The sequence below is a fragment of the Isoptericola sp. NPDC055063 genome (genome assembly GCF_053608125.1).
This window is the reverse complement of record NZ_JBSGUW010000001.1, coordinates 29,372-46,393: the sequence shown is the minus strand read 5'-3', so window position 1 is coordinate 46,393 and position 17,022 is coordinate 29,372. Positions and strand designations below refer to the sequence as shown.

The 17,022-nt window shown below is 75.4% G+C and carries 19 protein-coding genes; 11 read left to right on the top strand and 8 right to left on the bottom strand.

Annotation, left to right across the window (positions count from 1 at the left end; genetic code table 11):
- Positions 1-50: 50 nt before the first annotated feature.
- Positions 51-890 (bottom strand): aldo/keto reductase, encoded by an 840-nt coding sequence (locus ACWF41_RS00240; protein ID WP_380320210.1) that lies wholly within the window; start codon positions 888-890, stop codon positions 51-53.
- A gap of 56 nt (positions 891-946) precedes the next feature.
- On the bottom strand, positions 947-1,594 hold the full coding sequence (locus tag ACWF41_RS00235; RefSeq protein WP_380320214.1) for a cation transporter: 648 nt from the start codon (positions 1,592-1,594) through the stop codon (positions 947-949).
- Positions 1,595-1,669: 75 nt separating this feature from the next.
- On the opposite strand from ACWF41_RS00235, the gene ACWF41_RS00230 reads away from it, so the two are divergent.
- The gene (locus ACWF41_RS00230) at positions 1,670-1,912 is read left to right on the top strand and encodes a hypothetical protein (protein ID WP_380320217.1); all 243 of its coding nucleotides are present in this window, start codon (positions 1,670-1,672) and stop codon (positions 1,910-1,912) included.
- 86 nt (positions 1,913-1,998) lie between these two features.
- Positions 1,999-2,220, top strand: coding sequence for a hypothetical protein (locus ACWF41_RS00225; protein WP_380320220.1), 222 nt, complete (start codon positions 1,999-2,001; stop codon positions 2,218-2,220).
- 22 nt (positions 2,221-2,242) lie between these two features.
- Here ACWF41_RS00225 and ACWF41_RS00220 read toward each other — a convergent pair whose 3' ends face one another.
- Positions 2,243-2,863, bottom strand: coding sequence for a TetR/AcrR family transcriptional regulator (locus tag ACWF41_RS00220; protein WP_380320222.1), 621 nt, complete (start codon positions 2,861-2,863; stop codon positions 2,243-2,245).
- Positions 2,864-2,965: 102 nt separating this feature from the next.
- On the opposite strand from ACWF41_RS00220, the gene ACWF41_RS00215 reads away from it, so the two are divergent.
- From ACWF41_RS00215 to ACWF41_RS00195, 5 genes are all read left to right on the top strand, one after another.
- Entirely contained in the window at positions 2,966-4,162 is a 1,197-nt protein-coding gene (locus tag ACWF41_RS00215; protein WP_380320224.1) for an FAD-dependent monooxygenase, read from the top strand.
- Positions 4,163-4,196: 34 nt separating this feature from the next.
- Positions 4,197-6,134, top strand: a complete 1,938-nt coding sequence (locus tag ACWF41_RS00210) for an NHL domain-containing thioredoxin family protein (protein ID WP_380320227.1) — start codon at positions 4,197-4,199, stop codon at positions 6,132-6,134.
- 47 nt (positions 6,135-6,181) lie between these two features.
- On the top strand, positions 6,182-6,577 hold the full coding sequence (locus tag ACWF41_RS00205) for a DUF5655 domain-containing protein (protein WP_380320230.1): 396 nt from the start codon (positions 6,182-6,184) through the stop codon (positions 6,575-6,577).
- Between the two features lie 138 nt (positions 6,578-6,715).
- Positions 6,716-7,282: a calcium-binding protein gene (locus tag ACWF41_RS00200; RefSeq protein ID WP_380320233.1), complete on the top strand. Its 567-nt coding sequence runs from the start codon at positions 6,716-6,718 to the stop codon at positions 7,280-7,282.
- Positions 7,283-7,354: 72 nt separating this feature from the next.
- Positions 7,355-8,212 carry a carbohydrate kinase family protein gene (locus tag ACWF41_RS00195; protein WP_380320236.1) on the top strand — a complete coding sequence of 286 codons (858 nt, stop codon included), beginning with the start codon at positions 7,355-7,357 and terminating at the stop codon, positions 8,210-8,212.
- A gap of 6 nt (positions 8,213-8,218) precedes the next feature.
- On the opposite strand, the gene ACWF41_RS00190 is transcribed toward ACWF41_RS00195, so the two are convergent.
- On the bottom strand, positions 8,219-8,902 hold the full coding sequence (locus tag ACWF41_RS00190; RefSeq protein ID WP_380320239.1) for a response regulator: 684 nt from the start codon (positions 8,900-8,902) through the stop codon (positions 8,219-8,221).
- The gene (locus tag ACWF41_RS00185; RefSeq protein WP_380320242.1) at positions 8,899-10,233 is read right to left on the bottom strand and encodes a sensor histidine kinase; all 1,335 of its coding nucleotides are present in this window, start codon (positions 10,231-10,233) and stop codon (positions 8,899-8,901) included. The genes ACWF41_RS00190 and ACWF41_RS00185 overlap by 4 nt, the downstream gene beginning before the upstream one ends.
- A gap of 149 nt (positions 10,234-10,382) precedes the next feature.
- Here ACWF41_RS00185 and ACWF41_RS00180 point away from each other — a divergent pair, with 149 nt between their 5' ends.
- Positions 10,383-11,228, top strand: a complete 846-nt coding sequence (locus ACWF41_RS00180; RefSeq protein ID WP_380320245.1) for a GAP family protein — start codon at positions 10,383-10,385, stop codon at positions 11,226-11,228.
- Between the two features lie 29 nt (positions 11,229-11,257).
- Here ACWF41_RS00180 and ACWF41_RS00175 read toward each other — a convergent pair whose 3' ends face one another.
- Together ACWF41_RS00175 and ACWF41_RS00170 are read right to left on the bottom strand one after the other, a co-directional pair.
- Positions 11,258-12,250, bottom strand: coding sequence for a phosphotransferase family protein (locus tag ACWF41_RS00175; protein WP_380320248.1), 993 nt, complete (start codon positions 12,248-12,250; stop codon positions 11,258-11,260).
- A gap of 21 nt (positions 12,251-12,271) precedes the next feature.
- Entirely contained in the window at positions 12,272-12,916 is a 645-nt protein-coding gene (locus ACWF41_RS00170) for an HAD family hydrolase (RefSeq protein ID WP_380320251.1), read from the bottom strand.
- 99 nt (positions 12,917-13,015) lie between these two features.
- Between ACWF41_RS00170 and ACWF41_RS00165 the strand changes: the two genes are divergently transcribed.
- Positions 13,016-13,900, top strand: a complete 885-nt coding sequence (locus tag ACWF41_RS00165) for a sugar phosphate isomerase/epimerase family protein (protein ID WP_380320254.1) — start codon at positions 13,016-13,018, stop codon at positions 13,898-13,900.
- A gap of 10 nt (positions 13,901-13,910) precedes the next feature.
- Here ACWF41_RS00165 and ACWF41_RS00160 read toward each other — a convergent pair whose 3' ends face one another.
- The gene (locus ACWF41_RS00160; RefSeq protein WP_380320256.1) at positions 13,911-14,513 is read right to left on the bottom strand and encodes a TetR/AcrR family transcriptional regulator; all 603 of its coding nucleotides are present in this window, start codon (positions 14,511-14,513) and stop codon (positions 13,911-13,913) included.
- 52 nt (positions 14,514-14,565) lie between these two features.
- On the opposite strand from ACWF41_RS00160, the gene ACWF41_RS00155 reads away from it, so the two are divergent.
- Positions 14,566-15,132: a DinB family protein gene (locus ACWF41_RS00155; RefSeq protein WP_380320259.1), complete on the top strand. Its 567-nt coding sequence runs from the start codon at positions 14,566-14,568 to the stop codon at positions 15,130-15,132.
- Between the two features lie 810 nt (positions 15,133-15,942).
- Positions 15,943-16,980 carry a pirin family protein gene (locus ACWF41_RS00150; RefSeq protein ID WP_380320262.1) on the top strand — a complete coding sequence of 346 codons (1,038 nt, stop codon included), beginning with the start codon at positions 15,943-15,945 and terminating at the stop codon, positions 16,978-16,980.
- Positions 16,981-17,022 lie beyond the last annotated feature (42 nt).

Sequence of the window (17,022 nt, the reverse complement as noted above, 5' to 3'; positions counted from 1 at the left end):
GCCCCGTTTCGCTGAGAAACGGGGCCACGATCGCACCCACAACGCTTTCCTCAGCGGCCGGTGTCGTTCATCTGGTCCGGGTGGGAGCCGATGCGCTCGTCGCGGTCGAGCCCGGTGATGGCGGCCATGTCCTCGCCGGACAGCTCGAAGTCGAAGATCTCCAGGTTCTCGCGGATGCGCGACGGCGTGGCCGACTTGGGGAACACGACGTCGCCGCGCTGCACGTGCCAACGCAGCACCACCTGGGCCGGCGTGCGCTCGTGCTCGGCGGCGATGCGGGCGAGGGTCGGGTCGTCCAGCACGCGGCCGCGGCCCAGCGGGGACCACGCCTCGGTGACGATGCCGTGCTCGGCGTCGAAGGCGCGCACGTCCTCGTTGCCGAACCACGGGTGGATCTCCACCTGGTTCACGGCGGGCACCACGGTGCCCTCCTCGAGGACGCGGCGCAGGTGGTGCGGCTGGAAGTTCGACGTGCCGATGGCGCGCGCGCGGCCCGAGCGGTAGAGCTCCTCGAGCGCCCCCCACGCCTCGACGAACCGGCCGACGGCGGGCAGCGGCCAGTGGATGAGGAACAGGTCCACGTGGTCGAGGCCGAGCTCCTCCAGGGAGCGGTCGAAAGCCTCCAGGGCGGCGTCGTGCTCGTGGAACGCGTTGTTCAGCTTCGTGGTGATGAAGAGCTCGTCGCGCGGCAGGCCGGCCGCGGCGACGGCCTCGCCGACGCCGCGCTCGTTGCGGTACATCTGCGCGGTGTCGATGTGCCGGTAGCCCGCCTCGAGGGCGGTCAGCACCAGCTCGCGCGTCTGCGCCGGCGGGACCTTGAAGACGCCGTAGCCGAGCTGCGGGATCGACGTGCCGTTGTTCAGGGGCAGGGACGGGATCTCGATGCTCATGTCACCCATCCTGTCGCGCCCCGGACGGTGTCGCACCGAGGCGGCGTCCGCGCAGGTCAGGGCGCGCCGTCGCCCTGCGGTGTGCAGCAGCCGTCGCCGCGCCAGGCCTCGACGCCCTCCTTCACGGCGAACCCGGCGATGACCAGGGCGGCGAGGGGGTCGGCCCACGACCAGCCGAGGGCGGCGTTGAGGACGAGTCCCAGCAGCAGCACGGCGGACAGGTAGGTGCAGATCAGGGTCTGCTTCGAGTCCGCGACCGCCGACGCCGAGCCCAGCTCGCGGCCGGTGCGGCGCTCGAACCAGGAGAGGAAGGGCATCACGGCGACGCTGACCGCCGCGAGGACGACGCCAACAGGGGAGTGGTCGGGCTCGGCAGCGCCGAGCAGGGTGTGGGCGGCGTCGACCGTGACGAACAGCGCCAGCCCGAAGAAGGACACCGCGATGAGGCGCAGGGCGGCGCGCTCGCGGCGGTGCGGGTCGGGGGCGGCGAACTGCCACGCCACCGCGGCGGCGGACAGCACCTCGACCACGGAGTCGAGGCCGAACCCGACGAGGGCGGCCGACGATGCGGCCCGCCCGGCGGCGATCGCCACCGCTGCCTCGACGACGTTGTACGCGATCGTCGCGGCGACGATCCAGCGCACCCGCAGCTCGAGCCGGGCGCGGCGCTCGGGAGGGAGCGGGCGGAGCGGCACGGTTGTCACGCGCTCGACGGTACACGGAACCCTGTACCGTCGGCCAGGGGCGTGGATGGTTCGCGGGGCGGGCATGCTGGACCCATGAAGAGTCTTCCCCTGGGCCCCACGGTGATCGACGACGACCGCGACGTGCGGTTCGTCGCGGGCTCGACCCAGTTCGCCATCCGCCTCAAGGACGGCCACCTGCATGTGCGCGCCATCGACGACGGCGAGGGCGAGGCGCAGATCTCGGTGTCCCCGACGTCGCGGAGCACCCTCGACCTGCGCGTCCAGCACCGGTCGCCGCAGGGGCCCGTGGACGTCGCGGGCCCGACCGTGCGGTAGCCGCGGCCCGCGGGGGCGCAGGTCACGGCCTCCGGGCTGTGGTCCCGTCGGCGGGTGGCGCACAATGGAGGGGTCGGAGGTGTTCCATGGTCACGATCGACGAGGCGCGCGCCGCCAAGCCCGCCCTGCGCGAGGCGCTCGAGAGTGTCGAGGGGGTGTGCGGCGTCGGGCTCGCCCGACGCGGTGACGAGGCGGACTGGGTGCTCCAGGTGAACGTCGTCTCCCTCAGCGCGCGCAAGGACGTGCCGCCCCAGGTGGACGGCGTCCCCGTCCAGGTCACGGTCGTGGGCGCGGTCACCGCGCTCTGACGGGCCGCCCCCGGGCCTTCGTTCAGGAGGTCAGCGAGACGAGCGCCGCGGCCTGCGCCAGCAGGTCGTCCGCGGCGAGGGCGTCGGCCGGGTCGAGCAGCAGGTGCGAGACGGCGCCGAGGAGCAGCATCTGCAGCAGCGTGCCGTGCTCGGCGGGGAGTCCGAAGAGGTCGGCGAGCTCCGCGCGCGCCTGCGCGTTGGCGTCGGCCAGGGAGGCCGCCCGCTCCGGGTCGCGCGACGCGTCCGCGAGGAGCTCGAGCTGCACCGCCCACAACGACCGGTCCTGCGCCGCCGACGCGATGACGCGCCCCCACACTGCCCGGAACCGCTCGGCCGGGGACGTCCCCAGGTCCTCGGTGCCGATGGCCTCCAGCGCGTCGCCCCAGTCGCGCAGCGCCTCGACGAGCGCCGCGTCGAGCAGCGCCTCCTTGCTCCCGAAGTGGTAGCCGATCGCGGCCAGGCTGACGCCCGCCCCGGTGGCGATGTCGCGCGCGGTGGTGCGCGCGTACCCGCGGTCGCGGAGGCAGTCGCGCGCGGAGGCGAGGAGTGCCGCCCGGTTCCCGGCTGCCTTGGTGCGGGTGGCCTGGGTGGGCTTCGGTGTGCCGGCCGGCGGGGTGGTGCGGCGCGTGCTCGAAGACGTCATGCCTCGATGCTAACTCAAACGTCTGATACGAACGTCTTGCACAAACGTCCAAACCGTGGCTAGGGTGGTGCGCGTCACGTTCCCTCGGCAGGAGGTCCTCCCATGAACCGCACGATCCTCGTCTCCGGCGGCGGCGTCGCCGGTCTCGCGCTCGCCCACCGTCTGGCCGCGGGCGGCGACACGGTCACCGTCGTCGAGCGGGCGCCCGAGCCCCGCGCCGGCGGCTACAAGGTGGACGTGCGCGGCGCCGCGCTCGAGGTCCTGGACCGCATGGGCCTCCTGGAGGAGGCCCGCACCCTGCGCACCGAGGTCCGCGCCGGCACCGTCGTCGACGCCCGCGGGCGCCGGGCCGCGAGCATGGACGGCGACACCTTCGGTGGCCGGGTGCACGAGGACGTCGAGCTGCTGCGCGGCGACCTGCACCGCCTGCTGCGCGAGGGCGCCGCCGGCGCCGAGCACGTCTACGGCGACGCGATCGCGACGCTCGAGGACACGGGCGACGGCGTGGACGTCGTCTTCACCTCCGGGCGCACGGGCCGCTACGACCTCGTCGTCGGCGCGGACGGGCTCCGGTCCGCCACCCGCAACCTCGCCTTCGGCCCGGACGAGCGGTACCTCGTCGACCTCGGGTACTACGTCGCCGTCGCGACCGTCCCCAACCGCCTCGGCCTCGACCGCGAGGAGGTCACCTACGTGGGCCCCGGCCGCACCGCGCTGATGTACGCCACGGCGCGCGAGGAGGGTGCCCGCGCGATGTTCCTGTGGTCCTCCGGGCCGCTGGGGGAGCAGGGCCTCGACCGCGCCGACCGCGAGCGCCTCCTCGCCGAGGCCTATGCCGCCGAGGGGTGGGAGGTGCCGGCGATGCTCGCCGACGTCCCTGCCTCGCCCGACCTGCTGTTCGACTCCCTCAGCCAGGTGCGCATGGACCGCTGGTCCACGGGGCGCGTCGTGCTGCTGGGCGACGCCGCGCACTGCGCGTCCCCGGCGTCCGGGCAGGGCACGAGCATGGCGCTCGTGGGGGCGTACGTGCTGGCCGCGTCGCTCGCCGCGCACGACGACCATGCCGCCGCCTTCGCCGACTACGAGGCCACCATGCGCCCGTTCGTGGACGCGAACCAGGCCCTCGGGCCGGCCAACATCAAGCGGATGGTCGTCGGCACGAAGGGCCAGGTCCGTGCCTCCCTCACCATGCTGCGCGTGATGGACAAGCTGCCCGGCAAGGAGCGCATGCTCGCCGCGATGACGGCGCCCATCCACAAGGCGGCCCACGCCGTCGCGCTGCCCGAGCTGGTGCGCTGACGAGGGCCGGCCGGGGCCGGTGGAGAATGCTCGGGTGAGCTCCTCCTCCCGCCTGCCCCGCGTCCGCGCCTCCGAGCTGGTCGGCCGCGGCTGGCTCAACACCGGCGGCCGCGACGTCGCCCTCGCGGACCTGCGCGGCAAGGTCGTGATCCTCGACTTCTGGACCTTCTGCTGCATCAACTGCCTGCACGTGCTGGACGAGCTGCGCGAGCTGGAGGAGCGGCACCGCGACGAGCTGGTGATCGTGGGCGTGCACTCGCCCAAGTTCGCGCACGAGGCGGACCCGGTGGCGCTGGCTGCCGCGGTCGAGCGGTACGAGGTGCACCACCCGGTGCTCGACGACCCGGAGCTGGTCACGTGGGGCGCGTACACGGCGCGCGCGTGGCCCACGCTGGTCGTCGTCGACCCCGAGGGGTACGTCGTGGCGCAGATGGCGGGGGAGGGTCACGCGTCGGCGATCGAGGCGATCGTCGAGGAGCTGGTCGCCGAGCACGACGCGAAGGGCACCCTGTACCGCGGCGACGGGCCGTACGTGTCGCCGGTGCCGGCGTCGGGCACGCTGCGCTTCCCCGCGAAGGCGGTCGCCCTGCCGTCCGGGAATCTGCTCGTGGCGGACGCCGGCCACCACGCGCTGGCGGAGCTCGCGCCCGACGGCGAGACCCTGGTGCGGCGCGTCGGCTCCGGCGAGCGCGGGCTGGTCGACGGCGGGTCCGACGAGGCGCGGTTCAGCGGGCCGAACGGTCTCTGCCTGGTGCCGGACGAGCTGCGGCCCGCGCTCGGGTACGACGTCCTCGTCGCGGACACCGTCAACCACGCGCTGCGCGGGGTGGACCTGACGACCGGCCGCGTGATCACCGTCGCGGGCACCGGTGAGCAGTTCATGGTGGGCGGGCAGGAGAACGTCGTCGGGCCGGCGGGGCCGTTCGACGCGGCCGCGCCCCATCCGGCGAAGGCGGTCAACCTCAGCTCGCCGTGGGACGTCGCGTGGTCGCCCCGGCTCGGGGTGTTCGTGGTCGCGATGGCCGGCCACCACACGCTGTGGGCGTTCGAGCCGCTGGAGGGCACCGTCCGGCTGCTCGCGGGGACGATGAACGAGGGGCTCGAGGACGGCCCGGGCGACCTGGCGTGGTTCGCGCAGCCCTCCGGGCTGGCGGCGGCGACCGGCCCGCACGCCGGCGACGCCCTGTGGCTGGCCGACGCCGAGACGTCCGCGTTGCGGCGGGTCGTGCCGGCCGACGACGGGTCGGTGACGGTCACGACCGCAGTCGGGCAGGGACTGTTCGACTTCGGCCACCGGGACGGCGAGGCGGCCGAGGCGCTGCTGCAGCACCCGCTGGGCGTGGCGGCCCTGCCGGACGGCAGCGTCGTCGTCGCGGACACGTACAACGGCGCGCTGCGGCGGTACGACGCGGCCTCGGACGTGGTGACGACGCTCGCCACGGGCCTGGCGGAGCCCAGCGACGTGCTGGTCGAGGTCGCCGACGACGGCGTACGCCTGCTGGTCGTGGAGTCCGCGGCGCACCGCCTCACGCGGGTGGCGCTGCCGGCGGACGTCGCGGGGGAGGTGCTCGACGGCGGGGCGCAGCGCATGGCGCGCCCGGCGACCGAGGTCACGGCCGGCGAGCTGCGCCTGGAGGTGCCGTTCGTGCCCGCGCCCGGGCAGAAGCTCGACGACCGGTGGGGCCCGTCCACGGAGCTGCGGGTCAGCGCCACGCCGCCGGAGCTGCTGCTCGACGGCGCGGGCGACGGCACCGACCTCGACCGCGTGCTCGTGGTGAACCCCGACGTGCCCGAGGGTGTGCTGCACGTGACGGCGAAGGCGGCGTCGTGCGACGTCGTGCCGCTCGGCCCGGACGGCGAGCCCGACCCGGACGTCTTCCCGGCCTGCCACCTGGCGCAGCAGGACTGGGGCGTGCCGGTGCGCGTCACCGCCGACGGCGACGCGACGCTCCTCCTGCCGCTGCGGGGCTGACCTGCCGGAGCGGCGCCTGTCGGGGGCTCGCCGTAGCGTCGCCAGGCATGACACCCATCACCGAGGACGACGCGCAGGCCCCGTGGACCGTCGAGCGGCACCTGGAGGGCAGGCCCGAGTCGACGCTGGAGCTCTACCAGGCGGTCATGGAGCGGGCCGAGGCGATCGGCCCGTTCACGCTCTCGGTCTCGAAGTCGGCGATCACGCTCAAGGGCACCCGCCGCGGGTTCGCAGGCCTCGTGCCGCGCCCCGACATGCTGCGCGGGTACCTGGACCTGCAGCGCGTGGTCGAGGACCCGCGCATCACCAGCTCCACGCCCTACACCAAGCGCCTGTTCGTGCACTACTTCCACCTCACAGACCTCGACCAGCTCGACGACGTCTTCGACGGGTGGTTGCGCGAGGCGTACGCGGTCGGCGCGGGAGAGCACGTCGGGCTCTGACGGCGGGTCTTCCGTGACACCGGGCCCTCCCTGACACCGGACCCTGGATGAGAAGGGCCTCATCCGGAGCCCATGAACGACTCATGGCCGCGGGGGACCGTCGTCGTGTCCGCACCGGAACGACATGGAGGTTCTCCGATGAGCACGCACACGGCACACCCCACCCCCGCGCGACGTCTGGCGGCGCTGTCGCTCGCCACCCTGACCGCGGCGGGACTGTCCACCGCGGCCCTCGCGTCCTCCGCGCAGGCGGCGACGCCCACCTGCGCGGGCCTGCGCGCCACGATCGTGGGCACCGACCGGGCCGACGACATCGAGGGCACCGCGGGACGTGACGTCATCGTCGCGCGCGGCGGCGCCGACGAGATCGACGGCCGCGGCGGCGACGACGTCATCTGCGCGGGCAGCGGCAACGACGAGGTCGAGGGCGGGCGCGGCGCCGACCGCATCTACGCCGGCTCGGGTCACGACGAGGTCGACGGCGACAGCGGCGCCGACCGGATCGCCGGGTCCACCGGCAACGACCACCTCGAGGGCGGCAGCGGCAACGACCGTCTCTGGGGCGGGTCCGGGCACGACCTCCTCGAGGGCGAGCGCGGGAGCGACCGCCTCAGCGGCGGCCCGAGCACCGACATGGTGCGCCAGGGCAGCGCCTCCGACCGCGACGAGGACCGGTGGGAGGCCCGGTACGGCGTCGACGACTGAGACTCGCACCGGCACGGCCAGGGTCGCGGCGCCGCGCACGCGGTGCCGCGACCTCGGCCGTAGGGTTCCGGCGTGACCACTCCCCACGTCCTCGTCGCCGGCCCCGCGTCCTGGAACCGCATCGTCCACCTGGACGCGCTGCCCGACCCCACGCCGCACACCGTCTTCGCGCGCGGCGCCTACGACACGGTGGGCGGCACGTCCGCCGGCAAGGCCCTCAACCTCGCGAGCCTGGGGCGGGACGTCGCGCTGCGCACCGTCCTCGGCGACGACGACGAGGGCGCCCGCGTGCGCGCCGTGCTCGAGGACGCGGGTGTCCGCCTCCTGGTCGAGCCCGCCCCGGACGGGCGCACGGAGAGCCACCTCAACCTCATGGACCCCGCCGGCGGCCGCCTGTCGGTGTACCTGCGCGCGCCCGGCGACGTCCCGCCCGGCGGGCCCGCCTGGGACGAGGCGCTCGCGGCCGTGGACGGCGCGGCCGCCGTCGTCGTGGACCTCGCCGCACACTCGCTGCCCGTGCTCGCCGCGGCGACCGAGCGCGGCCGCGACGTGTGGGTCGACCTGCACGACTACGACGGCAACGCCGCGTTCCACCGCCCGTGGGCGGACGCGGGCACGCACGTGTTCCTCAGCTCCGACCGCCTGCCCGACCACCGGGCCTTCATGGCCGGGCGCCTCGCCGCCGGGGCGCGGCTCGTCGTGTGCACGCACGGCGCGCGCGGCGCCACGGCGCTCACGGCGGACGGCTTCCTCGACGTCCCCGCCGAGCGGGTGGACGACGTCGTGGACACCAACGGCGCGGGCGACGGGTTCTTCGCGGGGTTCCTCGACGCGCACCTGCGCGGCGCGGACGTCGCCGAGGCGCTGGCCGCGGCCGCCGCGCACGCCGCGCGGGTGGTGCGCAGCCCGGACCTCGCGCCCGTCGGCTGACGAGGCTCAGGCGAGCCCGGCGTCCCGCGCGACGATCGCCGCCTGCATCCGCGAGACGACGCCCAGCTTGGCCAGCACCCGCGACACGTGCGTCTTGGCGGTGGCCTCGGTGATGACGAGCTCGTCGGCGATGCCCTGGTTGGACAGCCCGCGCCCCAGCGCGCCGAGCACGTCCACCTCTCGCGGCGTGAGGTCCGCCAGCCGCGGGTCGGGGCGGCCGGGTTCCTCCGCCGCGGGCGCGGGGGACGGCGCGCCGGTGAGCTGCGCAAGCACCCGCCGCGTCACCTCGGGCGCGAGCACGCCGTCCCCGGCGGCGACGCGCCGCACGGCGTCCACGAGGGCGGCGGGCTCCGCCGTCTTGAGGAGGAACCCGGCGGCACCCGCCCGCAGGGCGCCGTCCACGTACTCGTCCAGGTCGAAGGTGGTGAGCACGAGGACGTCGGACAGACCCTCGGCGACGATCGCCCGGGTGGCGGCGATGCCGTCCGTCCCCGGCATGCGCAGGTCCATGAGCACGACGTCGGGGCGCAGCGCGCGGGCGTTCGTCACGGCAGCCGTGCCGTCGGCAGCCTCGCCCACCACCTCCAGGCCGTCGGCGGCGTCCAGCAGCAGGCGCAGGCCCGCGCGGATGGCGGCATGGTCGTCGGCGAGCAGCACGCGGATCGCGCCCGGGGCCGGTGGCGTCGTCATCGGGCCCCGCCCCCGTCCCCCGCGCCGGACGGGACGCGGGCCCGCACCACCCAGCCGCCGCCGGCGGTCGGCGCCGCCTCGAAGGAGCCGCCCAGGGCCTCGGCGCGCTCGCGCATCGTGAGCATCCCCGTGCCCGCGCTGAGGGGGGCCGCCACCGCGGCTGCGCCGCCCACACCCCCCACACCGCCGGGGCGGCCGGCGGGCGGCGCGGCGTTCGAGACCTCGAGCGTGACGGCGTCGCCGGGCGGCTCGCAGGACAGGCGCACGGCGACGGCGGCCCCGGGCGCGTGCTTGCGGGCGTTGGTCAGCGCCTCCTGCGCGATCCGGTAGAGCGCGTGCCCGACGGCGGCGGGGCGGTCCGCGTCCGCGAGCCCGTCCGGGTCGTCCACGGTCACGACGGTGCCGTCCGCGCGGGCGGCGGCGAGCAGCTCGTCCAGCCGGTCGAGCCGGCCGGGGGCGGCGAGCGGGTCGCGGGGGGCGTCGGCGCGCAGCAGCTCGATCATCGACCGCATCTCGGTGAGCGACTCCACCGCGCTGGCCCGCACCTGCTCGAGGGCGCCGCGGTCCCGGTCGGTGTCCGGCGGGGCGCTGAGCGCCGCGCCCGAGTGGATCGCGATGGTCGACAGGTGCGACGCGATGACGTCGTGCAGGTCGCGCGCCATGGCGGCGCGCTCCGCGCGGACGGCCTCGTGCCGGTCGAGCTCGCCGATGCGCGCGAGGTCGGCCGCGCGCACGCGCTCCAGCTCCGCGGTCCGCCGCGCCTCGTCCGCGCGGGACCGTTCCACGGCGGCCAGCTCGGACTTCTGCCGCACGTTGTCCGCCCACCACATGGGCACCAGCAGGATCGCGCTCAGGTTCAGGCCTATGCCGACGAAGGCGCGCGCGTCACGGGTCGCCTCGCCCGCGGCGACCGCCCCCGCGACGGTCACGACGGCAGCCGTTCCCCACAGCCAGCGGCGCGCCGTCGGGCCCGACCACATCGCTGCCGCGAACAGCAGGTCCCACAGCACGAGCAGGATCGCGAGGCTGCCGCCCCACGCCAGGTCGACCGCCGTGACGACGAGGCCGCCGGCGAGCGCCAGCATCGGGTGGTGACGCTTGGCGAGCGTGAGGGCGCACCCGGCGGCGAGGAGCGCGACCCGCCACCACGGCTCCGCCGTCGTCGCGCCGAGGGGGCCGCCCCGGAACAGGTCGACGAGCCCCACCTCGAGCAGGAGCCAGCCCACGGCGAACAGCGTCAGCGCGGTGGCGACGTCGCCACGCCGGTCGTCGCCGCCCCACACCCGCACGACCCTGCCCACGAGGGTCGGTGCGGGGCGGTCGGACGTCACGGCCCCATCCCAGCACAGGGAGCCGCACGAGGAATCGCCCGAACGGTGTATCCGCCGCGCCGGACGCGCCGCCGGCGCCCCGCGTGGCGGCCACAGGATCACTCGTTCGGCCGACGACCGCGGCCCGCCCCGCTCGCCAGGATCCAGGTATGGACCTTCCCCTCGACCTCGGCGGCCTCGATCTCGGCGGCGCGGGCGCCGGGCTCGCCGCGATGGCCGGCGTGCTCGTCGTCCTGGCGCTGATCGACTCGACCAGCTTCGGCACCCTGCTCATCCCCGTGTGGCTGCTGATGTCGCCCGGCCGCCCGCAACCGGCGCGCCTGCTCGCGTACCTCGGCACGGTGGCGGCCTTCTACCTCGCCGTGGGGATCGCGGTGATGCTCGGCGCGGGCGCCGTGCTCGACCGGTACGGCGCCGCGCTCGAGTCCCGGCCGGCGATGATCCTGCAGCTCCTCCTCGGCATCGCCCTGTTCGTGCTGAGCTTCCGCTTCGACGGCAAGAAGGCCGCCGCCCGCGCCGAGCGCGAGGGCGCGAAGCCGGGCCGGCTCGCGCGCTGGCGCGCCCGCGCGATGGGCATCGAGGCGGGCGCCGAGGCGGACGTCGTCCCGGGCATGCTCCCGACGGCGACCGTCGCGCGCCCGCAGGCGTCGTTGCTGCCCCTGCTGGGCCTCGCCCTCGGGGCCGTGGCGCTCGAGGTCGGCACGATGCTGCCGTACCTGGCGGCGATCGGCCTCATCACGACGTCGGGCCTGACGACGACGGCGAGCGTCGGCGTCCTGGCCGCCTACTGCGTGGTCATGGTGCTCCCGGCGCTGCTGCTGCTCGGCGGCCGCCTGCTGGCGCGGCGCGTCGTCGATCCCCTCCTGGCCCGGCTGGAGAAGTGGCTGTCCAAGAACGCCGCGGAGATGACCGGCTGGGTGCTGGGCGTCCTCGGCGTGCTGCTCGCGCTCAACGCCATCGGGTCGCTCGGCTGGACCGGCGTGCGGATCCAGTGACTCAGATCCAGTGACTCAGATCCAGTGACTCAGCCGCCGAGCTCGTCGAGCACCGTGCGCAGGTTGGCGCGCGCGGTGCGCTCGTGCCCGGCCACCCAGTCGCCGGTGTACGCGCGCGGCAGCAGCTCCACCACCAGCAGGCAGGCGAAGTACGCCCGGTACAGGCGCAGCCGGGTCCAGGCGTCGGGGTCGCCCGCGCCGGGCGTGCCGTCGCCGACACCCAGGTCGCCGCCCGCGTCGCGGTAGCCGGCGAGGAGGTCCGGGTCCACGGCGCCGACGCCGAGCTGGTCCGCCCCGACGAGCTCGAACACCGGGTCGCCCCACAGCGCGCGCTCGCCGTCGAGGACGCCCACGACCGTGCGCTCGGCCGGGTCGAGCAGCACGTTGCCCGCCCACAGGTCCGCGTGCACCAGGCGAGGCGTGACGACCGTCGCGAGCAGGTCGCGGTGCCGCGCGACGGCGCCGACGATCCGCTCGACGGGCAGGTCGACGCCCCACCGCTCGGCGTCGTCGAGCACCGCGCGGACCATGGCGTCGAACGCCTCGGGCCACGTCGGGGCGGCGAGGCCGGACTCCGGGGCGGGGTAGCCGAACCGGTCGCCCGTGAGGCCGTGCAGCCGCGCCATGAACCCGCCGAGCGAGCGGCGCGCCCGGGCGGCGTCGGCCGCGCCGAGGTCGGTCGCGCCCCACAGGTCGCCGTCGAGGAACGTCGTGACGAGGGCGTCGCCGTCCACGTGCGCGCGGGTCGTGTCCACGTGCAGCGCGCGCGGCACCGGCAGCCCCGCCGCGTGCCCGAGGCGGTCCACCTGCGCCTCCGTGCCGAGCACGCCGTGCTCGTAGCGCAGCAGGCGGGACGTGTCCGCGCCGGTCACCTTGACCACCACCGTGCGGCCGTCGGCGAGGTCGGCGCGGAGCACGCTCGCGAACATGCCGCCGCTCAGCGGGGCGACGGACCGCACCTCGCCGACCGGCGCGACGAGGGCGACGACCTGGTCGTCGGTGACAGCGGTCTTGGTGAGCACGCGCGCGAGCGTAGCGGCCCGTCAGCCCGCGAGGAGGGCGGGCAGCTCGAGCAGCGAGTCGACGACGGTCGCGCGCGCGGCCTCGGGCCGCTCCGCGTGCAGGTACCCCCACGGGCCGCGGCGGATCAGCACCGGCATCATCCCGGCGTCGGCCGCGGGCAGGACGTCGTTGTCGAGGCGGTCGCCGACGTACGCGATCTCGCCGGCCGGCAGCCCGCTGAGCTTCGCGACCCTGGCGAAGAACTCCGGGTCCGGCTTCTGCACGCCCCACTCGTCGGAGGTGCGGATCGCGTCGACAGGCAGGTCCATCGCCTCCAGCGCGGCGCGGGCCTGGGGCGGCTGGTTCCCGGCGACGACGACGGCGAGGCCGGCGGCGCGCAGCGCGGCGAGCGCCTCGCGGACGTCCGGGTAGAGGTCGTCGGCGTCGAAGTTCTCCCGCAGCCCGTCCGGGTCGTCGAGCGCCCAGCGCGCGATCTCGGCGGGGACGTCGACGTCGGGCCGCACCATCTCGAACGCCCGGCGGTGCGACAGGTCGAGGGCGGCGCAGCCGCCCAGGATCCCGAGGAACGTCAGGGCCGGGACGCCCAGCCGGTCGGCCCACCGGGTCCAGATCCGGGTCTCGTCGATCAGGGTCTCGCCGACGTCGAACACCACCGCGCGCACCATGCCCGCGACCCTATCGGGCGCGTCCCCGGCACCCGGCGCGCTGCCGGAGGACAGCCCGTTGTCAGCGTCCGTCCAGGCGCGGCGGCTATCGTGCGGAGCATGGCTGGTGCCGCCCACGACGTGACCGTTCCCGTGACGCTGTCGACCGCGTCGGTCTATCCGCGCCGCGCGGCGTTCGCGTTCGAGGTCGCGGCCGAGCTCGGCTACGACGGCGTCGAGGTCATGGTCTGGTCGGACCCGGCCACGCAGGACCCGGCGGCGCTGCACCGGCTCTCCGACGAGCACGGCGTGCCGATCCGGTCGGTGCACGCGCCCACGCTGCTGGTCAGCCAGCGCGTGTGGGGCCGGTCCCCGGCGGACAAGCTGCGGCGAGCGGTCGACATGGCGGGCGAGCTGGGCGCGCCGACGGTCGTCGTGCACCCGCCGTTCCGCTGGCAGTACAAGTACGCGAAGCAGTTCCAGGAGCTGGTGCACGAGCTGAACGAGGCCGGCGCGGACCGGGCCGGCGGCGTCACCGTCGCCGTCGAGAACATGTACCCGTGGAAGCCGCGCTCCCGCGGCGACCGCGAGCTGAAGGCCTACCTGCCCGGCTGGGACCCGGCCGACCACGACTACGACGCCGTCACCCTCGACCTCTCGCACGCCGCCATCGCCCACCAGGACGGGCTGTCGCTGGTGCACGGGTTCGGCGACAAGCTGCGGCACGTGCACCTCGCCGACGGGACGGCGTCCGGCCGCGACGAGCACATGGTGCCCGGCCGCGGCGACATGGCCTGCGACAAGGTCCTCGAGGAGCTGGTGCGGCGCGACTACGGCGGCGACGTCGTCGTCGAGATCTCCACGCGCAAGGCGCGCACCGCGAGCGAGCGGCACGCCGACCTCCAGGCGGCGCTGAAGTTCGCGCGGGCGCACCTCGCGCCCGTCCCCGAGCCGTACCAGCCGCCCCCGGCCGAGCACCACCACCTGCCCGCCGACGCCTGGTAGGCGGCGCGACTCAGGCGACGGGGACGGGGGCGCCGACGGCCCGCAGCACGAACGCCTCGGTGGCGCGCACGGCGCGCTCGCGGGCCTCGGGCTCGTCCGGAACGAGCCGGCCGGAGAGGCAGGCGTTGACGAGCTGCACCGTGGGCTCGATGTCCTGCTCGGGGAACTCGCCCTCCGCGATCCCCGCGCGCAGGATGCGCTTGAGGATGGACTCCACGATCTCCGCGTGCTCGCGCAGGCGCGCCTGCGTGGTGCGGGAGAGCACGGTGCGGAGGTCCGGGCCGGGGGCGAGGTGGAAGACGCGGGTGAGCTGGGCCTGCTGGCGGATGTACGTCCGGAGCTGCTCGACGGGGTCGTCCACCTCGGCCAGCGCCCGCTCCAGGGTCTGCGCGTACTGCTCGGTCTCGTGGGTGATGAAGCCCAGCAGCAGCGCTTCCTTGTCGGGGAAGTGGTTGTACACCGCGGTCCGTCCGACGCCGGCGGCCGTCGCGATGTCGGCGAGCGTCACGGAGTCGAACCCGCGCTCCGACATCAGCGTCGACAGCGCGGTGAACAGCTTGTGCCGGGTCATCTGGCGGTGCTCGTGCAGGCTCTTCCCGATGATCTTGGGCATGCTGACATCATAGGCAGCCGTTGTCAGCACCTCGGGACGCTAGGGTGCCGGTGTGACCGAGCCCACCGCGTCGTCCGAGCCCGCCCGCGCCGCCCGCCGGGACGCCATCGTGCCCGACACCAAGGACTGGACCTGGGTGCTGGCGCGCCCGTGCCCCGAGTGCGGGTTCGAGGCCGCCGAGGTCTCGCCGGCCGACGTCGGCCCGGCCGTCCGCGACTCCCTGCCGCGGTGGCGCGCCGCCCTCGAGCGGACCGACGCGGCGACCCGGCCCCGCCCGGACGTGTGGTCGCCGCTCGAGTACGCCGCGCACGTGCGCGACGTGTTCCGCATCTTCGACGAGCGCCTCGCGCTCATGCTGACGCAGGACGACCCCGCGTTCGAGAACTGGGACCAGGACGTCACCGCCGTCGAGAGCGACTACGCCCACCAGGTCCCGGCGGCCGTGGCCGACGAGATCGACGTCGCCGGGCATGTCGTCGCGGCGGCGTTCGACGCCGTCGAGCCGGGCCAGGAGGGGCGCACCGGGCGCCGGTCGAACGGGTCGGTGTTCACGGTGCGCACGCTGGGCCAGTACTTCCTGCATGACGTGGTGCACCACCTGCACGACGTGCGGGCCTGAGGCGTCGTCCACAGGCGCTGTCCACAGGCACCTGTCCACAACCCCGCTGGCGGGCCGTCGACCCGCACCGTGCCCCTCACCTGCGGAGTTCCACGCCGGAACGGTGCGCCGGCTGCCCGCCGGCGGCGCGGGAGGGCGGGGGAGGGCCTCCGGCTTCCGGCCAGGAGCCGCGAGATCCCGCGGTTTCCGGCCCGTCCGGCGCCCGCCGCGAATCGGCGCTTACCACGCCGCCGGCGAGCCGCGAAGTCGGCAGCGCGTGTCGCGCCCGGCGCGTCGTCCACAAATTTCTTCCACAGGGCTGTGGGCGGTGTGGGGATTCCGCCGGTCAGCTTGTGGACAAGCCTGTGGTCGAAGAACCGGCCCAGAAAACCCTCCCGGACCCCTTGCACCGCACCCCCAGCAGGTCTAGAAACGTGCGTACCGGTCTTGCGGAGATCGGGTCGACGCACCTCCCCCTCAGGGCGGTCGCCTGCCCTCTCCACGGGACTCGGTCGACCGGAGAACGACGGGCCGTCCCGTACCGCGGTGCGGGTTGTGGGTGACGACACAGGTGTCCGTACGGGGCCGGAAGACCACCCGCGCCCGGCTGTTCGTGGAGAACGGGTTCCTGAGAGGCGACGACGCACCAGGCCTCGACGGGACGCGACGAGCGGTCGGGGTCGTGCCGTCGCCACGGCACCCCTGGTCCCCGGGACCGTCGATCAGGGGTCCGCGGTCATCTCCGAGGCCCCCCGGCCGCCCCGGGGGGCCTCGGCATCTCCGGGCATCTCCCAGCCCTCTCGGCCGCCGCCCGCGTCCTAGGCTCGGCCCATGAGCAACCTCGAGACCCGCCCCGCGGAACGGACCTGCACCGCCGGCGACCAGCCCGCCGGCGTCGAGCTCCTCACCGCGCGGGAGGTGCCGCTCGGTGGGCCGCGCGCGATGACCGTGCGCCGCACCATCCCGCAGCGGCAGCGCTCGCTGGTGGGCGCCTGGTGCTTCTGCGACCACTACGGCCCGGACGACGTGTCGGCCTCGGCGGGCATGCAGGTGCCGCCGCACCCGCACATCGGGCTGCAGACGGTGTCGTGGCTGTTCGCCGGCGAGATCCTGCACCGCGACTCGGTGGGCTCGCTGCAGGCGGTGCGGCCGGGGGAGCTCAACCTCATGACGGCGGGAGTCGGCATCTCGCACTCCGAGGAGTCCCCCGCCGAGGGTCGTCCGCCCACGCTGCACGGCGTCCAGCTGTGGACGGTGCTGCCGGAGGCGGACCGCGGCGGAGAGCCCCACTTCGAGCACCACGGCGACCTGCCCGTCGCGACCGTCGGCGGCGCGCGCGTGCAGGTGTTCATGGGCGCGCTCGGCGTCGCGGGGGAGCGGCTGGCCTCGCCTGCCCGCACGTACACGCCGCTCGTCGGCGCGCAGCTGGACCTGCCGGCGGGCGCCACGCTCACGCTCGGGACGGACCCGTCGTTCGAGCACGCCCTGCTGGTGGACGCCGGCGACGCCGCCCTCGAGGGCCAGACCGTGCCGCCGGCCGAGCTGGGCTACGTCGCCCCGGGGCGCGACCGGCTCGTCGTGACGGCGGGCGCCACGCCCGTGCGCGCCGTCCTCATCGGGGGCGAGCCGTTCACCGAGGACGTCGTCATGTGGTGGAACTTCGTGGGCCGCACCCACGACGACGTCGCGCGGGCGCGCGCCGACTGGATGGCGCAGATCGCCGACGACGGCGCGGGCACGCCCACCCGGTACGCAGACGGCGCCGCCGGGCGACGCTTCGGGCAGGTGCACGGGTACGCGAGCGGGCCGCTGCGCGCGCCCGCGCTGCCCGACGTGCGGCTGCGCCCGCGCACCCGCCCCTCCTCCTGACCGGCCTCCTGACCGGCCTCCTGACCGCCCTCCCGACCGGCC